At 73.7% G+C, this 14,439-nt stretch carries 14 protein-coding genes and 1 pseudogene; 4 read left to right on the top strand and 11 right to left on the bottom strand.

The window, feature by feature from the left end; translation table 11 throughout:
- The first annotated feature begins 13 nt into the window (after nt 1–13).
- The 3 genes from QFZ62_RS11810 to QFZ62_RS11820 all read left to right on the top strand — a co-directional run bounded on the left by QFZ62_RS11810 (nt 14) and on the right by QFZ62_RS11820 (nt 1,338).
- Entirely contained in the window at nt 14–676 is a 663-nt protein-coding gene (locus tag QFZ62_RS11810; RefSeq protein ID WP_307505926.1) for a hypothetical protein, read from the top strand.
- A 109-nt stretch (nt 677–785) separates the two neighbouring features.
- On the top strand, nt 786–944 hold the full coding sequence (locus QFZ62_RS11815; RefSeq protein ID WP_307505928.1) for a zinc transporter permease: 159 nt from the start codon (nt 786–788) through the stop codon (nt 942–944).
- A gap of 79 nt (nt 945–1,023) precedes the next feature.
- Nucleotides 1,024–1,338 (top strand): helix-turn-helix transcriptional regulator, encoded by a 315-nt coding sequence (locus QFZ62_RS11820; RefSeq protein WP_307505931.1) that lies wholly within the window; start codon nt 1,024–1,026, stop codon nt 1,336–1,338.
- 25 nt (nt 1,339–1,363) lie between these two features.
- On the opposite strand, the gene radA is transcribed toward QFZ62_RS11820, so the two are convergent.
- The 4 genes from radA to QFZ62_RS11840 all read right to left on the bottom strand — a co-directional run bounded on the left by radA (nt 1,364) and on the right by QFZ62_RS11840 (nt 5,123).
- Nucleotides 1,364–2,725 carry a DNA repair protein RadA gene (gene radA, locus QFZ62_RS11825; RefSeq protein WP_307505934.1) on the bottom strand — a complete coding sequence of 454 codons (1,362 nt, stop codon included), beginning with the start codon at nt 2,723–2,725 and terminating at the stop codon, nt 1,364–1,366.
- Between the two features lie 67 nt (nt 2,726–2,792).
- Nucleotides 2,793–3,125 carry a hypothetical protein gene (locus QFZ62_RS11830; RefSeq protein WP_307505937.1) on the bottom strand — a complete coding sequence of 111 codons (333 nt, stop codon included), beginning with the start codon at nt 3,123–3,125 and terminating at the stop codon, nt 2,793–2,795.
- Between the two features lie 618 nt (nt 3,126–3,743).
- Nucleotides 3,744–4,520, bottom strand: coding sequence for an SGNH/GDSL hydrolase family protein (locus QFZ62_RS11835; protein ID WP_307505940.1), 777 nt, complete (start codon nt 4,518–4,520; stop codon nt 3,744–3,746).
- A 54-nt stretch (nt 4,521–4,574) separates the two neighbouring features.
- Entirely contained in the window at nt 4,575–5,123 is a 549-nt protein-coding gene (locus QFZ62_RS11840; protein ID WP_307505942.1) for a TetR/AcrR family transcriptional regulator, read from the bottom strand.
- 81 nt (nt 5,124–5,204) lie between these two features.
- Here QFZ62_RS11840 and QFZ62_RS11845 point away from each other — a divergent pair, with 81 nt between their 5' ends.
- Nucleotides 5,205–6,137: a ketopantoate reductase family protein gene (locus QFZ62_RS11845; protein WP_307505944.1), complete on the top strand. Its 933-nt coding sequence runs from the start codon at nt 5,205–5,207 to the stop codon at nt 6,135–6,137.
- A 73-nt stretch (nt 6,138–6,210) separates the two neighbouring features.
- Here QFZ62_RS11845 and QFZ62_RS11850 read toward each other — a convergent pair.
- The 7 genes and pseudogenes from QFZ62_RS11850 to QFZ62_RS11880 form a co-directional block, all read right to left on the bottom strand.
- Nucleotides 6,211–6,916 (bottom strand): annotated as a pseudogene (locus QFZ62_RS11850) (response regulator).
- Complete coding sequence (locus tag QFZ62_RS11855) at nt 6,913–9,471, bottom strand: DUF4118 domain-containing protein (RefSeq protein WP_307505947.1); 2,559 nt, start codon at nt 9,469–9,471, stop codon at nt 6,913–6,915. Before QFZ62_RS11855 ends, QFZ62_RS11850 begins: the two are co-directional and overlap by 4 nt.
- Nucleotides 9,472–9,503: 32 nt before the next feature.
- Nucleotides 9,504–10,112 (bottom strand): potassium-transporting ATPase subunit KdpC, encoded by a 609-nt coding sequence (gene kdpC / locus QFZ62_RS11860; protein WP_307505950.1) that lies wholly within the window; start codon nt 10,110–10,112, stop codon nt 9,504–9,506.
- A 46-nt stretch (nt 10,113–10,158) separates the two neighbouring features.
- Complete coding sequence (gene kdpB, locus QFZ62_RS11865) at nt 10,159–12,354, bottom strand: potassium-transporting ATPase subunit KdpB (protein ID WP_307505953.1); 2,196 nt, start codon at nt 12,352–12,354, stop codon at nt 10,159–10,161.
- A complete protein-coding gene (kdpA, locus tag QFZ62_RS11870; RefSeq protein ID WP_307505955.1) occupies nt 12,351–14,027 on the bottom strand; it encodes a potassium-transporting ATPase subunit KdpA in 1,677 nt (558 codons plus the stop codon). Before kdpA ends, kdpB begins: the two co-directional genes overlap by 4 nt.
- On the bottom strand, nt 14,027–14,131 hold the full coding sequence (gene kdpF / locus QFZ62_RS11875) for a K(+)-transporting ATPase subunit F (protein ID WP_307505958.1): 105 nt from the start codon (nt 14,129–14,131) through the stop codon (nt 14,027–14,029). Before kdpF ends, kdpA begins: the two co-directional genes overlap by 1 nt.
- The gene (locus QFZ62_RS11880) at nt 14,128–14,277 is read right to left on the bottom strand and encodes a hypothetical protein (protein WP_307505963.1); all 150 of its coding nucleotides are present in this window, start codon (nt 14,275–14,277) and stop codon (nt 14,128–14,130) included. Before QFZ62_RS11880 ends, kdpF begins: the two co-directional genes overlap by 4 nt.
- Nucleotides 14,278–14,439 lie beyond the last annotated feature (162 nt).

Here is a 14,439-nt window from a genome sequence, read left to right on the forward strand (position 1 = left end):
GTAGCCTGTCGTCATGTCCTCGACCTCGCCCGGAGGCCGCCCGTCCGCGGCTGTGTACCGCCGCCGCCGTCTGCTCGCGCTGCTCGTCCTGGTGGCCGTGATCGCCGTCGTCGTGATCATCGTCTCGAACCTCGGCCGCGGCACGGCCGACACCGCGGCTCCCGGCGCCACCCCGAGCGCGGAGGCCGCGGACGGCGGCTCGGACGCCGCCTCCGACGCGGCACCTGCTCCCACCCCGAGCGCGAGCGCCGGCACCGTGACGAACGCCGACGGATCCTGCGCCGCGGGCCAGCTGGCCGTCACGCCCATCACCGACGCCGCGTCCTACCAGGCGGGCGTGCTGCCCAAGCTGTCGTTCACCGTCACGAACACGGGCAGTGAGCCCTGCACCGCGAACCTCGGCACGACGACGCAGGTCTTCACGATCTCGAGCGGATCCGACGTCTACTGGAAGTCCACCGACTGCCAGACGGGCGCGGAGGACGCGCAGGTCGAGCTCGCGGCCCGCACGCCGCAGACCTCGTCGCCGTTCGAGTGGTCGCGCCAGCGCTCGTCCACCACCACGTGCCAGGAGCAGGATCGCCCGGCCGTCCCCGCCGGCGGCGCGACGTACACGCTGTCGGTCGAGGTGGCCGGCGTGGAGAGCGCGGAGCCGAAGTCGTTCCTGCTGTACTGACCGGCGCCGCCCGTGCGGCGCAGATGACCACGGTTCTCGATTGGATGCACGCATTGCCATTCATGCATATCTCTGTCATCCTGGTGCTCCACCCACGGAAGGACGCACCATGACCGACACCACCGAGACGCACGCCGAGCACTCCGTCGCCGAGCACCAGCACGGCGCCGACTGCGGTCACGAGACCGTCACGCACGAGGACCACGTGGACTTCGTCCACGACGGCCACAAGCACGCCGAGCACGGCGACCACTACGACGAGCACTGATCCGCCGCGCGGCATCGCGCGGTGATCGAGACGGGGACCGGCCGCGAGGCCCGGTCCCCGTCGTCGTAGGATCAGGCAGATGACCTACCCTCCCGCCGGCTTCGAGCAGGCAGCCGACCTCTTCAAGGTCCTGTCGTCGTCGTCCCGGCTGGGACTCCTGGGCCTCCTGGCGTCGCGGCAGATGACGGTGTCCGAGCTCGTGGACGAGTCCGGGATGTCGCAGCCGCTCGTCTCGCAGCACCTGCGCGTGCTGCGGGCCTCCGGCCTCGTCACGGTGCAGCGCACCGGGCGGGTCGCCCACTACGAGGTGACGGACACGCACGTGAGCCACGTGGTGGACGACGCCGTCGCGCACGTGCGCGAGCACGCGGCCGGCCCCGCCGACGCAGGCTGAGCGCGCCCGCCTCGCGGCCGCCGGATCAGAACGCCTCGTCGAGCTCCTTCTCCCGCTCGCTCTTCGCGAGGGAGAATGCGCGGCCGAGCGCGGAGAACAGCGGCCCCCACTCGGCGTCGACGATCTGCGTGAAGCCGAGCCGCCGGGCCTCCGCCGCGCGTTGCGGCGCCGACGTGACGCCGCGGATCTCGCCGGCCAGGCTGATCTCGCCGAACGCCGCGAGGTCGTGCGGCATGGCCTTGCCGTTGACGGCGGAGACGAGCGCGACGGCGATCGCGAGATCCGCCGCCGGCTCCGTGAGCCGCACGCCGCCGACGGTGGAGACGTAGACGTCGCGGTCCGAGAGCCGCACGTTGGCGCGCTTCTCGAGCACCGCGAGCAGCATGGCGACGCGCGACGCGTCGACCCCGTTGACCACCCGGCGCGGCTGCGGCGCCTTCGTGTCGACGACGAGCGCCTGCACCTCGACGGGGAGCGCGCGGCGGCCCTCCATCGCGACGGTGACGCACGTGCCCGAGACCGAGTGGACGCCGCGCGAGAGGAACATGCCGCTCGGATCCGGGACCTCGACGATGCCGTCGCCCGCCATCTCGAAGCAGCCGACCTCGTCGGTGGGGCCGAAGCGGTTCTTGAGCGCGCGGATGAAGCGGAGCGACGTCTGCCGGTCGCCCTCGAACTGGCAGACCACGTCGACCAGGTGCTCGAGGAGCCGCGGGCCGGCGATGGAGCCGTCCTTCGTGACGTGGCCGACGAGCAGGAGCGGCAGGTCGCGCTCCTTGCAGACGCGGATGAGCGTGACGGCGACCTCGCGCACCTGGCCGGGGTGGCCGGGCAGCCCGTCGGACGTGCTGCTGGAGACGGTCTGCACGGAGTCGACGATGAGGAGGTCGGGCGCCACCTGCTCGATGTGGCCGAGGATCGTGCCGAGGTCGGTCTCGGCCGCGATCATGAGCGACTCCTGCAGCCCGCCCGTGCGCTCGGCGCGCATGCGCACCTGCGCGACGGACTCCTCGGCGGTGACGTAGAGCACCTTCGCGCCCTTCGCGGCGGCGCGCGCCGCGACCTCGAGCAGCAGCGTGGACTTGCCCACGCCGGGCTCGCCGCTCATGAGGATGGCCGCACCCGGCACGATGCCGCCGCCGAGCACGCGGTCGAGCTCGCCGACGCCGCTCGGGCGGTGGCTGGCCGACGCGGTGCCGACGTGCATGATCGAGCGGGCCTGGCTGGACCCCGCGGGCGTCAGCGTGGTGACGCGGCCGGCCGCGGCGGGCGTCTGCGACACCTCCGCCACGGTGTTCCACTGCTGGCACTGGCCGCACTGCCCGACCCACTTCGGGGTCGTCCACCCGCACTCCGAGCAGCGGTACGAGGAGTGGATGCGGGCCATGCGGGGGACTCTACCGGCGGGCACCGACACGGCCGGACGCACCGGTCGGGTCGGGGCGGCCGTCGCGCTACGCGTCGCGGAGGCGGAACAGGAGGGCCGCGGCGGTGCCCGGGATCAGGATCCAGGCCGTGACGGCCGCGACCTCGAGGAGCGTCACCGGGGGCGGCGCGATGCTTCCGGTCGTGCCCGTCAGGATCCGGCCCGCCCGGGTGAGGAGCAGGTCGTGGACGGCAACCTCGCCGACGTCGGGCAGCAGGCCCACGAGGTTCGGCAGCACGAGCTGGATCGCGACGATGGCCGCGATCCCCGCGACGCTGCTGCGCATCAGCGTCGCGAGCGCGAGGCCGAGGAGGGCGACCATGGCGAGGTACGCGCCGGATCCGAGCAGCGGCCCGAGCACGCCCCACGACGCGAGGCGGCCGTCGTAGCCGAGGTCGGCGCGCGTGCCGGTGGTCAGCGCGTAGGCGGCGAGGCCTGGGGACCACCCCGAGCCCGAAGGCGACGAGGGCGACCGCCAGCGCCTTCGCGGCGAGCGCCTCCAGCCGGTTGGGCACCGCGGCCAGCGTGGAGGCGATCGTGCGGCTCGAGTACTCGGAGCCCATGACGAGGACGCCCATCACGCCGACGGCGATCTGCGTGAGCAGCAGGGGCGTCGTGAGGAGGGCGGCCGTGCCCGTGTCCATCGTCGCGGGCGGGGCGCCGGCGGGCAGCGGGTTCGCCACGAGCGACACCATCCCGCTCATGCCCACCCCGGCCAGCGCGACCAGGGCTGCGGTCCAGCGGGTCGAGCGGAGCGTCGCGAGCTTCCGCAGCTCCGCGGCGGTCGCACGCCGGAACGTGACCCGGGTCGGCCGGGGGAGGCGCCCGGTGCGCGGTCGGCGTGAGGATCGGGCGGCGTGGATCATGCCACCGACGCTATGGAGCGGACGCGCGGTGCCGAGTCGGGCGCCGGTGCCGCGCAGCCGGGCCGAGGGTGCCGTGCGGAGGGACGTCCGCGGCACCCGGGCACCGCGTCGCGTCAGCGCCCCGACACCGCCAGCGCGTGCACCGTCGCCGGGAGGAACGGCAGGAACGCGCTCGCCCAGACGCGGTAGCCGCGGTCGTTGGGGTGGAAGAGGTCGCCCGCGGCCTGCGTGAGCGCGAGGATCGGGGTCTGCCGGCGGGTCACGGCGTGCAGGGGCGCGACGCGCAGCCCGCGGTCGGCGGCGAGGCGGCGGACGATCTCGTTCGCGACCCGGACCTTGCGCTCGTTCGCGGGGAAGTGGAAGCACGGCAGGTCGGCGACGACGGTGGTCGGCGGGACGGCGTCGAGGATCCGGCCGAGGTCGCGCTCGAAGGCGACCGGCTCGAACGCGGCGATGTCGTTGGCGCCGATCGCGAGGGTCACCACGTCGGGCTGGAGCTTCGCGAGGCGGGGGAGCTGGTAGTCGATGAGGTCGGCGGCGCGGGCGCCCGAGACGCTGAGGTTGACGGTGCGGACCGTGCGGCCGCTGAGGGCGCGGATGCGGTCCGCCAGGATCCCGACGTAGCCGTTCACCGGCCGGCTCGCGCCGATGCCCTGCGCCGTCGAGTCGCCGAGGGCGACGTAGAGGAGGTCGCCGTCGACCTTCGCCTGCTCGCGCCACCAGGCCGAGTTGACGGGGAGCGTCTCGTTGAGGATCACCGCGCGCTCGCGGCGGCCGGCCTCGAAGCGGCGCGGCACCACGAGGGCGGCGGCGGTGAGGCCGCCGACCGCAGCGGCGGCGGAGGCGATGACGGCGGCGGGACGGGAGGAGCGGGTGGTTCTCGTGGGCACCTCGGGAGCCTACGCTCGTGGATCCGGGTGCCGGCTGGTCGCCCCGTCGCCGGATCAGGCGACGCGGAGGCCCCGTGCGAGGAGCGATGCGACCTGCCGTGCCTCGGATGACCGGCGGGGCCCGTCGGCCGCGGCTCCGATCCCGTGGAGCGCCATCATCACGGCCCCCGCGCTCACGTCGTCGCGGATGGTGCCGTCGGAGACCCCGCGTGCCGTCAGGTCGGTGAGGGTGCGTTCGAGCTCGCTCCCGCCCTCGGCTCGGGCCGCGGCGTCGACGATGCCCGCCAGCGTGCGTGCGAGCGGGGCGTGCTCGAGGACGTAGTCCACGAACGCGCGCAGGAACGCGTCCAGGGCCTCCGCGGGCGGGAGCGACGAGGCGCGGCCTCGCTCGCAGAGCGCGGCCACCTCGCCGCGGTAGACCGCCGCAGCCAGCGCCTCCCGGGTGGGGAAGTGGCGGTACAGGGTCCCGACGCCCACTCCCGCGCGCGCGGCGAAGTCGTCGAACCTCAGCTGCTCGTCGTGCTCGAACACCGAGCGTGCCGCGGCGATGATCGCCTCGCGGTTGCGGCGTGCGTCGGCTCGCAGCGGCTTGTCCTCGGCCATGCGCCCTCCCGTTGACATATGGAGATGACCTCCACATACTTATGGTGTGGAGATAGCCTCCACTTTAGCGGGAGGAGCACCATGAGGATCCTCATGTTCGGACGCGGGGTCATCGCGACCATCTACGGCCAGGTGCTCCAGGAGGGCGGGCACCAGGTCGAGTACCTCGTGCGCCCGGGCCGGGCCGCCGAGTACGGCGACGAGGTGCGGACGGACGTCATGGACGCGCGCCGCTCGCCCCTGGGCCGCCGGGTCCGCACGTCCGTCGCGACGCGGCTGCGGGAGTCCCTCGGACCCGCGGACGGGTTCGACCTCGTCGTGCTCAGCGTCGGACACCTCCGCCTCGAGGAGGCCGCCGCGTACCTCGCGCCGCGCATCGGCGAGGCGACCGTGCTGGTCTTCGGCAACGTCTGGGACGAGCCGCTCGCGGCGGTCGCGCCGCTTCCGGCCGATCAGGTGGTGTTCGGATTCCCCCAGGGCGGCGGGGGCTTCGGGCCGGACGGGGTCCTCCACGGCGCCCTCTTCCGATCCATCGTCCTCGATGCTTCCGGGCGAGCGACCGGTCGTCGTGGGCAGCTGGTGCGCGCGGCGTTCCGGCGAGCGGGGCTCGGCACCCGGGAGGAGGAGGACATGCGGGGATGGCTGCTGCTGCACTTCGCCATGGACGCCGGCATGTTCTCCCAGGCGCTGGCCGCGGGAGGTCTCGCGCGCATGGTCGGGGATCCGCGAGCGCTCCGGGAGGCCTTCCTGGCGAGCCGCGAGCTGCTCCCCGTCCTCGAGGCGCGCGACGTGGACCTCAGCCGGCACTCCGGCGCCGCGCTCCCCTGGCGACTGCCCGGGCTGACCGCCGGGATGCTGGCGGCCGCGACCGTCCTCGTGCCGATCGCGCGGGTCAGCCTCGCCGCGCACACCGATCCGGACGCCGTGGAGCACCGCGCTGTCCTCGAGGACGCGCTGCGCGCGGCCCGTGAGCTCGGCATCTCGACGCCGCGGCTCGCGCGAGCGGCCCGCTGACCCGTCCGTCGACGTGCGCCGCGCCGCGGCGCGCCGGTGATCATGCCGCCCGGTGCCGGGCGGACGGGATCGGCTACGCCTCCTCCGGCGCTCGCCCCGCGCCCGCGGGCACGAAGCGGTAGCCCATGCCCGGGTCCGTGAGCAGGTGCCGCGGGTGCGACGGATCCGGCTCGAGCTTCTTGCGCAGCTGCGCCACGTAGAGGCGGAGGTAGCCGCTGTCGTTCACGTGCGTGGGGCCCCAGATCTCGGTGAGGAGGGTCTGGCGGGACACGAGCCGGTCGGGGGCGCGCACGAGCAGCTCGAGCACCTGCCACTCGGTGGGCGTCAGGCGCACGCGCTGGTCGGCGCGGGTGACGACGCGGGCCGCGAGGTCGACCGTCACGTCGGCGAAGGAGACGACGGCCGAGCGGTCCTCGTCGGCGGCGGCCCGGCGGCCGAGGGCGCGGATCCGGGCCAGCAGCTCGTCGATGGAGAACGGCTTCGTGACGTAGTCGTCGGCGCCCGCGTCGAGCGCCTCGACCTTGTCGGCGGCGCCCGAGCGGCCCGAGACCACGAGGATCGGCGGCGGTCGACCAGAGCCGGAGCGCCTGGATCACCTCGACGCCGTCGAGCCGCGGCATGCCGAGGTCGATCATGTAGAGGTCGGGCTTCTCGGCGACGGCCAGGCGGATGGCGGTGGCGCCGTCGTCGGCCGTGATGATGTCGTAGCCGAGGCTCGTGAGGGTGATGCGGAGGGCGCGCAGGATCTGCTGGTCGTCGTCGGCGATGAGGATCCTCACGCGGTCACCTCCGGCGCGGACGCGGACGCGGGCGCGGCGGCGGATGCGGCGCCGCGCGCCGGAGCGGCGAGCGCGGATCCCGCCCGGCACGCCGGCAGCGCCACCACCATCGTGAGCCCGCCGCCCGGGGTGTCCTCGGCGGTGAGCGTGCCGCCCATCCCCTCGGTGAAGCCCTTCGAGAGCGCGAGGCCGAGGCCGAGGCCGGACGCGTTGTCGGTGTCGCCGAGGCGCTGGAACGGCACGAACATGTCGTCGCGGCGCTCGGGGGCGACGCCCGGGCCGTGGTCGACCACGCGGATCTCCACGGCCTCCGCGAACGCGCTCGTGCTGAGCCGCACCGGCACCCCCGCGGGCGCGTGGCGCACGGCGTTGCTGAGCAGGTTGACGACCACGCGCTGCAGGAGGCCCGGATCGGCGACCGCGCCCGGGAGGTCCGGCGCGAGGTCGAGCACGGCGTCGGCGGGTCCGAGGTCGAGCTCGTCGAGGGCCGCGAGCACGACGTCGTCGAGGTCGACGTCCATCAGCCGCACGCCGAGGACGCCCGCCTGCACGCGGCTGACGTCGAGGAGGTCGGTGACGAGGTCGGCGAGCGTGCCGAGGCTCTCCTCGGCGGTGGCGAGCAGCTCCTCGCGGTCGCCGTCGGCCCAGGTCATGCCGGGGGAGCGGAGCGCGGTGACGGCGGCGGTCGCGGCGCTGAGCGGCCGGCGGAGGTCGTGGCTCACGGCCGAGAGGAGGGCGGTGCGCACGCGGTCGGTCTGGGCGAGCGGGCCGACCTCGCGGGCGGTGTCGGAGAGGTCGCGGTGCTCGAGCGCGGCGTCGAGCTGGGCCGCGATGACCCGCAGCAGGCGGCGGCCGGACGCCTCGAGGTCGTCGCCGTAGAGGGTGAGGACGGCGCGGGATCCCACGGGCACGTCGGTGGAGCGGGCGCCGGTGACGACGCCGTCCCACGCGATGGTCGCCTCGCGGTCCGCGAGCTTCACGCCCTGCAGCCCGAACGCCTCGCGCGTGCGGCTCACGAGCGCGTGCACGGCGCCCTCGCCGCGGAGCACGGATCCGGACACCGTCGCCAGCAGCTCGGCCTCGGCGGCCGCGCGGCGGGCGAGGCGCGTGCGGCGCGCGGCCTGGTCGACGATCCAGCTGACGAGCAGCGCGATGACCACGTAGAGCACGAGCGCGAGCAGGTGCAGCGGCTCGTCGACGGTGATCGTGTGGATCGGGTCGATGAAGAAGTAGTCGAGCGTGAAGCCCGAGAGGACGGCCGCGAACAGGGCCGGCCAGATGCCGCCGACGAGCGCGACGAGCACCACGAGCAGCTGGTACGAGAGCACGTCGCTCGTGATGGAGTCCTCGGAGCGCGTGGCCGAGAGCAGCCAGGTGAGCAGCGGGCCGCCGACGAGCGCGAGCACCGCGCCGAGGATCCGGCGCTTCACGGTGAGCGCGCCGCCGCGGATGCGGGGCAGCTGGAAGCGCCCGCCCGCGGCGGCGTGCGTGACGATGTGCACGTCGATGTCGCCGGACTCGCGGATCACCGTCGCGCCGATGCCGGGCCCGGTGGTCGCGGCGGCCAGGCGGCTCCGACGGCTCACGCCGAGCACGAGCTGGGTGGCGTTGGAGGCGCGCGCGAAGTCGACGAGCGCGCGCGGGATGTCGTCGCCGACGACCTGGTGGTAGCTGCCGCCGAGCGCGTCGACGAGCGCGCGCTGCCGGGCGAGCGCCTCCGGGCTGCCGGAGCGGAGGCCGTCCTGGCTGGAGACGTGCACGGCCATCAGCTCGCCGCCGGCGGAGCGGGCCGCGATGCGGGCGCCGCGGCGGAGCAGGGTCTCGCCCTCGGATCCGCCGGTGAGCGCCACGACCACGCGCTCGCGGGCCTCCCAGCGGGCGTCGATCCCCTTCTCGTCGCGGTAGGCGGCGAGCGCGGTGTCGACCTCGTCGGCGAGCCAGAGGAGCGCCAGCTCGCGGAGGGCCGTGAGGTTGCCGAGGCGGAAGTAGTGGGAGAGGGCCGCGTCGATCCGCTCGGCCGGGTACACCCGACCGCCGGCGAGCCGGTCGCGCAGGGCCTCGGGCGCGAGGTCGATCACCTCGATCTGGTGCGCCTCGCGGAGCACGCGGTCGGGGATCGTCTCGCGCTGCGGCACGCCCGTGATCTTCTCCACCACGTCGTTGAGGGACGCGATGTGCTGGATGTTGACGGTGGAGATGACGTCGATGCCGGCGTCGCGGATGAGGTCCACGTCCTGCCAGCGCTTCTCCGAGCGGCCGCCCGGCGCGTTCGTGTGCGCGAGCTCGTCGACCAGCGCGATGGCCGGCCGGCGGGCGATGACGGCGTCGACGTCGAGGTCGGTCATCTCCACCCCGCGGTGCGACACCTCGCGCCGCGGCAGGATCTCGAGGCCCTCGAGCATGGCCGCGGTGGCGGCGCGGCCGTGGGTCTCCACGACCGCGACCACCACGTCGGCGCCCTCGTCGCCGAGCCGCCTGCCCTCCTCGAGCATCGCGTAGGTCTTGCCCACGCCCGGCGCCGCACCCAGCAGCACCCGCAGTCCACCGCGCTTCATGTCCTGTCCCCCTCGCCCGCGTGATGCGGGCGTCAGCCGCCGAGGCCGGCGAGCGCGATGTTCAGCTCGAGCACGTTGACGGTCGGCTCCCCGAGGTAGCCGAGGTCGCGCGCCTGGACGTGCTGCTCGACGAGGCCGGCGACCTCCTGCTCGGGGATGCCCCGCGCCGAGGCCACGCGGGCCACCTGGAGTCGAGCGTATTCCGCGCTGATGTGCGGATCGAGCCCGGAGGCCGACGCGGTCAGCGCGTCGGCCGGGATGGTGCTCGGATCCACGCCGTCGGACGCGGCGATGGCGGCCCGCCGCTCCTCGATGGCGGCGACGAGGTCCGCGTTCTCGGGGCCCAGGTTGCTGCCGCTGGAGGCGGCCGCGTCGTAGCCGTCGCCCGCGGCGGAGGGCCGGGACTGGAACCACTCGGGGAGGGCGGTACCGTCGGCGTCCGTGAAGGACTGGCCGATGAGCGAGGATCCGACCACCCGGCCGTCGGCGGAGACGGGCGAGCCGTCGGCCTGCGCGGAGAGCGCGAGCTGGCCGACGCCCGTGACGACGGCCGTGTAGCCGACGCCGAGGATCACGGTGAGGACGGCCATCGCGCGGACGGCCGTGCCGGCGGTGCGGAGGGACTGGCGGGGGGAGGGCATGGGGTTCCTTGTCTGGGTGCTGCGAGCGGGATGGGGCGGCGCGGGATCAGAAGCCGGGGATCAGGCTGACGACGAGGTCGACGAGCTTGATGCCGACGAACGGCGCGACCACGCCGCCGACCCCGTAGACGAGCAGGTTCCGGCTGAGCACCTTGGAGGCACTGAGCGGCCGGTACTTCACGCCGCGGAGGGCGAGCGGGATGAGCACCACGATGATCAGGGCGTTGAAGACGATCGCCGAGAGGATCGCGGAGGCCGGCGAGTGCAGCTGCATCACGTTGAGCACCGCGAGCTGCGGGAAGACGCCCGTGAACATCGCCGGGATGATCGCGAAGTACTTCGCGATGTCGTTGGCGATGGAGAACGTGGTGAGCGCGCCGCGGGTGATGAGCAGCTGCTTGCCGATGCGGACGATGTCGATGAGCTTCGTCGGGTCCGAGTCGAGGTCGACCATGTTGCCGGCCTCCTTCGCGGCCGAGGTGCCCGTGTTCATCGCGACGCCCACGTCGGCCTGCGCGAGCGCGGGCGCGTCGTTGGTGCCGTCGCCGGTCATGGCGACCAGGCGGCCGCCCTCCTGCTCCTTGCGGATGAGCGCGAGCTTGTCCTCGGGAGTCGCCTCGGCGAGGTGGTCGTCGACCCCGGCCTCGGCGGCGATGGCGCGGGCGGTGAGCGGGTTGTCGCCCGTGATCATCACCGTGCGGATCCCCATCGCCCGCAGCTCCGCGAACCGCTCCTTCAGGCCGTCCTTCACGACGTCCTTGAGGTGCACGACGCCGAGCACGCGGCCGACGCCGGCGGCGTCCTTGGTCGCGACGACGAGCGGGGTGCCGCCGCTGTTCGAGACCGACTCGACGGTCTCCATCAGCTCCGCGTGCAGCGACGACGGCAGCCGACGGCCGCCCTCCTCGAGCCACGCGATGACGGCGGACGAGGCGCCCTTGCGGACGACCGTGCCGTCGGGCAGGTCCACGCCCGACATGCGGGTCTGCGCGGTGAACGGCACGTCCACGCCGCGCGGCAGCGTCGACGTGTCGAGGCCCTGCGCGACCGCGAGGTCGACGACGCTCGATCCCTCCGGCGTCGGGTCCGCGAGCGACGACATGGCCGCCGCCCGGGCGAGCTCGTCGTCGCCCACGCCGTCGACGCGGATCAGCGCGCTCGCCCGGCGGTTGCCGTACGTGATGGTGCCCGTCTTGTCGAGGAGCAGCGTCGTCACGTCGCCGGCGGCCTCGACCGCGCGGCCCGACATCGCGAGCACGTTCCGCTGCACGAGCCGGTCCATGCCGGCGATGCCGATGGCGGACAGCAGCGCGCCGATGGTGGTGGGGATCAGGCAGACGAGCAGCGCGATGAGCACCGGCACGCTCACGGTCGCCGCCGAGTAGGAGGCGATGGGGTTGAGCGTGAGCGCCACGACCACGAACACGATCGTGAGGCTCGCCAGCAGGATGTTGAGCGCGATCTCGTTCGGCGTGCGCTGGCGCGAGGCGCCCTCGACGAGGCCGATCATGCGGTCGACGAAGGTCTCGCCGGGCTTCGAGGTGATGCGCACCACGATCCGGTCGCTCAGCACCCGCGTGCCGCCCGTGACCGCGCTGCGGTCGCCGCCCGACTCGCGGACCACCGGGGCGGACTCGCCCGTGATGGCCGACTCGTCGATGGAGGCGATGCCCCACACGACGTCGCCGTCGCCGGGGATCGACTCGCCCGCGACCACGACGACCATGTCGCCGAGGGTGAGGTCGGCGCTCGACACCTCGCGGAGCTCGGAGCGCTCGGCACCCGGGTCGGCGGACCGGTCGTAGGACGCGACCACGTGCGCCATGGTGCTCGTGCGGGTCTTCCGCAGGCTGTCGGCCTGCGCCTTGCCGCGGCCCTCGGCCACCGACTCCGCGAGGTTCGCGAAGAGGACCGTGAGCCAGAGCCACAGGGCGATCCCGGCCGTGAAGGTCGCGGGCACGGCGCTGCCGCCGGAGGATCCGGGGCCGCCCGTGAACGGCTCGGCGATCGCGAGCACGGTGGTGAACGCGGCGCCGACCTCGACGATCAGCATCACCGGGTTCCGCCGCATCAGGCGCGGGTCGAGCTTCCGGAACGCGCCGGGGAGCGCCTCGGCGAGCTGCCGGGCGTCGATGGCGCGGGCGCGCGACGCCTTCGGCTGGGCCGTGCCGGTCGAGCCGGTGGGACCGGTCGGGCCGGCCGCCGGCGCGGAGCCGGCCTCGGGGGTGGTGGTGATGGTCATGACTGCAGCCCTTCCGCCAGGGGACCCAGCGCGAGAACGGGGAAGTAGGTGAGAGCGGTCACGATGACCGTCACCCCGATGAGGAGGCCGACGAACTGCGGCCGGTGGGTGGGCAGGGTCCCCGCCGTGGAGGGGATGCGGTCCTGCGCCGCGAGGGATCCGGCGAGCGCCAGCACGAGCACGATCGGCAGGAACCTGCCGAGCAGCATCGCGACGCCGAGCGCCGTGTTGAACCAGGGCGTGTTTGCGGTGAGGCCGGCGAACGCGGATCCGTTGTTGTTGGAGGCCGAGGTGAACGCGTAGACCACCTCGGACAGGCCGTGGAGGCCCGGGTTCCAGATGCTGGTGCCCTCGACGTCCGCCCGGACCGCAGGGATCGCGAAGCTGAGCGCCGTGCCCGTGAGCACGAGGACCGGCGTGACGAGGATGTAGAGGCTCGCCAGCTTGATCTCGCGCGGCCCGATCTTCTTGCCGAGGTACTCGGGCGTCCGGCCGACGAGCAGCCCCGCGACGAACACCGCGATGACGGCGAGCACGAGCATCCCGTAGAGGCCGGATCCGACGCCGCCGGGGGCGACCTCGCCGAGCATCATGTTGAGCATCGGCATCATGCCGCCGAGCGCCGTGTACGAGTCGTGCATCGAGTTGACGGCACCCGTCGAGGTGAGCGTGGAGGTGGATCCGAACAGCGTCGAGAGCACGATGCCGAAGCGCTGCTCCTTGCCCTCCATCGCGCCGCCGGCGGCCATCGGGGCCGTGCCCGCACCCTGCAGCTCGAAGAGCGTGAGCGCGGTGAAGGACGCCAGGAAGATCGTCGCCATGACGGCCGCGATCGCGGTGCCCTGGCGGGTGTCGCCGACCATCTTGCCGAAGGTGCGGGGGAGCGAGAACGGGATCACGAGCATCAGGAGCACCTGGAACGCGCTCGTCCAGGCGGTCGGGTCCTCGAACGGGTGCGCGGAGTTCGCGTTGAAGAACCCGCCGCCGTTCGTGCCGAGCATCTTGATCGCCTCCTGCGAGGCCACCGGCCCGCCCGGGATGGTCTGCGTGCCGCCCGCGAGCGTCTGCACCTCCTGGAAGCCTGCGAGGTTCTGGATCACGCCGCCCGCGATGAGGACCACCGCGCTGACGAGCGAGAGCGGGAGGAGGAGGCGGAGCGATCCGCGGATCAGGTCGACCCAGAGGTTGCCGATGGTGCCGCTGCGCGTGCGGGCGAAGCCGCGGACGAGCGCGATGGCCACCGCGATGCCGACCGCCGCCGAGACGAAGTTCTGCACCGCGAGCCCGGCGAGCTGGACCGTGTAGCCCATGGTCGCCTCGGGCGAGTACGACTGCCAGTTCGTGTTGGTGACGAACGAGACGGCCGTGTTGAAGGAGAGGCCCTCGGGCACGGCAGGGAGGCCGAGCGCGTAGGGGAGGAACGCCTGGAGGCGCTGCATCGCGTAGACGACGAGGACGCCGACGAGCGAGAAGGCGAGCACCGCGCGCAGGTAGGCGGGCCAGGTCTGCTCGGAGCGGGGATCCACGCCGAGGACGCGGTAGATCCCGCGCTCCACGCGGGTGTCGTGGCGCGACTCGTACATGCGCGCCATGAGGTCGCCCAGCGGGCGGTGGACGAGGACGAGGACCAGGACGACGGTGGCGACCTGGAGGATGCCGGCGAGCGCCTCCATCAGAACCGCTCGGGGCGGATCAGCGCGTACACGAGGTACACGACGGACGCGATGCCGAGCACGGCGGCGGCGAGGCCGGCGGCGTCGGCGAACGAGCTGATCACAGCTTCTCCACCCCCCGGCCGACGAGGCCGACGAGGGCGAACAGGACGATGGCGCCTGCGATGTACACGAGGTCGAGCACGGGGATCCTCCGTTGAGGGGTGCCGCGCCCGGCTGGGGCGCGGGTGCCCGGCGGGGCACGAGGCACCACTAGACACCTCCCGTGCGGGCGTCCTCACGCATCCATACGGTTCCCTCACGGCCCGGCGGGGAACCTCACGACACTCCTACGCGGCGGCGTCGGCGCCGTCATGACGAGGGCCGGCGTGCCTCGTTCTGGGGCGCGCCCGGCGACCGGCGGTGAGGCTCG

This window comes from Clavibacter sp. B3I6, assembly GCF_030816895.1.
Classification (GTDB): Bacteria; Actinomycetota; Actinomycetes; order Actinomycetales; family Microbacteriaceae; genus Clavibacter.

Bases quoted from the DNA above. Each gene is read 5' to 3' on its own strand.
- QFZ62_RS11840 (WP_307505942.1), bottom strand. From the start codon at position 5,123: ATGGCCGAGGACAAGCCGCTGCGAGCCGACGCACGCCGCAACCGCGAG.
- QFZ62_RS11855 (WP_307505947.1), bottom strand. From the start codon at position 9,471: ATGAAGCGCGGTGGACTGCGGGTGCTGCTGGGTGCGGCGCCGGGCGTG.
- kdpA (WP_307505955.1), bottom strand. From the start codon at position 14,027: ATGGAGGCGCTCGCCGGCATCCTCCAGGTCGCCACCGTCGTCCTGGTC.
- QFZ62_RS11815 (WP_307505928.1), top strand. From the start codon at position 786: ATGACCGACACCACCGAGACGCACGCCGAGCACTCCGTCGCCGAGCAC.
- QFZ62_RS11820 (WP_307505931.1), top strand. From the start codon at position 1,024: ATGACCTACCCTCCCGCCGGCTTCGAGCAGGCAGCCGACCTCTTCAAG.
- kdpC (WP_307505950.1), bottom strand. From the start codon at position 10,112: ATGCCCTCCCCCCGCCAGTCCCTCCGCACCGCCGGCACGGCCGTCCGC.
- kdpB (WP_307505953.1), bottom strand. From the start codon at position 12,354: ATGACCATCACCACCACCCCCGAGGCCGGCTCCGCGCCGGCGGCCGGC.
- QFZ62_RS11845 (WP_307505944.1), top strand. From the start codon at position 5,205: ATGAGGATCCTCATGTTCGGACGCGGGGTCATCGCGACCATCTACGGC.
- radA (WP_307505934.1), bottom strand. From the start codon at position 2,725: ATGGCCCGCATCCACTCCTCGTACCGCTGCTCGGAGTGCGGGTGGACG.
- QFZ62_RS11810 (WP_307505926.1), top strand. From the start codon at position 14: ATGTCCTCGACCTCGCCCGGAGGCCGCCCGTCCGCGGCTGTGTACCGC.